At 52.1% G+C, this 1,561-nt stretch carries 3 protein-coding genes; all 3 read right to left on the bottom strand.

All coding sequences use genetic code 11. The annotated features are described in order from the left end of the window. Positions 1-632, bottom strand: a 632-nt coding sequence (gene traJ / locus I6E11_RS14565) for a conjugative transposon protein TraJ (protein WP_235338826.1), incomplete at its 3' end; no start/stop codon positions are given. Between the two features lie 3 nt (positions 633-635). Then, positions 636-1,265 carry a DUF4141 domain-containing protein gene (locus I6E11_RS14560; protein WP_008152252.1) on the bottom strand — a complete coding sequence of 210 codons (630 nt, stop codon included), beginning with the start codon at positions 1,263-1,265 and terminating at the stop codon, positions 636-638. Next, the coding region (locus I6E11_RS14555) for a DUF3876 domain-containing protein (protein WP_235338825.1) at positions 1,262-1,561 on the bottom strand (300 nt) is incomplete at its 5' end. The genes I6E11_RS14560 and I6E11_RS14555, both read right to left, overlap by 4 nt.

The raw sequence follows: 1,561 nt of genomic DNA, 5'->3' as shown, positions 1-1,561 counted from the left end.
CTGAAGGCAAAGGCAATGGGACCAAGGATGGACAATACAACCAGAAAAAAGGTCCTTACCGTATCTATAAGCAGGGATGCCGCGGCAAAAAGCAGTTCCAGCAGACTGCGGAAGGCGTCCCGGATATTCTTTTCCAGATTGTACATGCCCACTTCCATATACATCCCCATACGGGTTGCCATGGCATCGGGCGACCATCCGAGCTCGTCCAGCTGACGGTCAAACTCCTCATCGCTGACCAGATAGGCCGTTTCCGGATTGCGGAGCATGGCTTCACGTTCCAGCCTGTCCTTCTGCTCACGGTACTGCTGCATGTCCATCGTCTGCCCCTCAAGCATCTTGTGGGTTCCCTGCACAATCGGACTCAGCACCGTATTCATCGTTCCGAGTACCAGGGTCGGGAAAAGCATGATGCAGATGCCTATCGCAAACGGACGCAGAAGCGGATACACGTCTATCGGTTCGGCACGGGCAAGCGACTGCCAGACACGGACGGCCACATAGAACAGGGCACCGAGTCCGGCAAGTCCCTTGGCCACATCCAGCATATCCCCGCAAAGGGGCATCATTTCATTGTAAAGGCTCTCCAGAATGGTATGGAGATTCGAGAAATCCACGGATAACAATACCATAGGCTACCAGTATTTTGAGGTGTCATTGCCATAGAGTTTCAGGACACGGTCAAGGTCATTCTTCTTGCGGGCACGCAGGAAACTCACGGCTATATTCCTGTTCGTATAGTAATTCACGAGATTGCGGTAACGGCGCATACTGGCATAGCAGTCATCCACCACGTCCATACGGTCCTTGTCGGTCATGGAAAGGGTGCTGACGTTGATTACCTGCCTGAGATCCTGCAACACCCCGTTGCTCTCTTCCAGAAGTTTGGTATAACCGAAAGCGATGGCATCCAGCTCTTCGGGAGAAAAGTTCTCGTCACCCAGCATCTTCTGGAAATTGGTCACATAGATTTCCGACACGTCACCGACCATCAGGATAATCTCACTGACCTTACGGGCATCCTTCACCAGATTGTTGACGGACTTCAGGGCATCATAGTATTTCTTGTACTGCTGGTATATCTTCACCGTCTCCGCAAAATTCTGGGCGGTACTTGTCGCAGTTGAAGAGGTATGCACGATATTGTCCGACATGTTGATGATACTCTGGGCAAGGTTTCCCGGATCGGTTACCACCCACTGTGCCCGTATCTGTCCGGCAAGAAAAAAGGTTCCTGCACAAAGCAGCAGCAGTCTTTTTCTCATGGACGTACCTCCTTCCTTACATAGTCACCGTTCGGAGAAAAGGTCAATACGTCAGCCGCCTCATTGTAGGCGATGTCTATGCGGTAGCCGGTATTGATGAACAGGTTACCGTTTTCTTCCACCAGCAGATAGGTTTCCGGCTTCAGCTTCCGTGTCTTTCCGCTGCGGGCGAAGACCGTCACCTTGTAGGCGTCCCCTTCCTTATATATAAGGACATCGGGCTTGCCTTCCACACTGCTCCATGAACCGCACAGGCGGTCACAGTCCTTGAACCTGCTCTCACTGCAGCTCTGCAG

This window comes from Bacteroides caecigallinarum, from assembly GCF_021531075.1.
Lineage (GTDB): Bacteria > Bacteroidota > Bacteroidia > Bacteroidales > Bacteroidaceae > Phocaeicola > Phocaeicola caecigallinarum_B.
Note: the sequence above shows the minus strand (reverse complement) of the source record. Positions and strands in the feature narration are given on the sequence as shown.

Excerpts from the sequence above, each read along its gene's own strand:
- I6E11_RS14560 (WP_008152252.1), bottom strand. The coding sequence starts at position 1,265 with ATGAGAAAAAGACTGCTGCTGCTTTGTGCAGGAACCTTTTTTCTTGCC.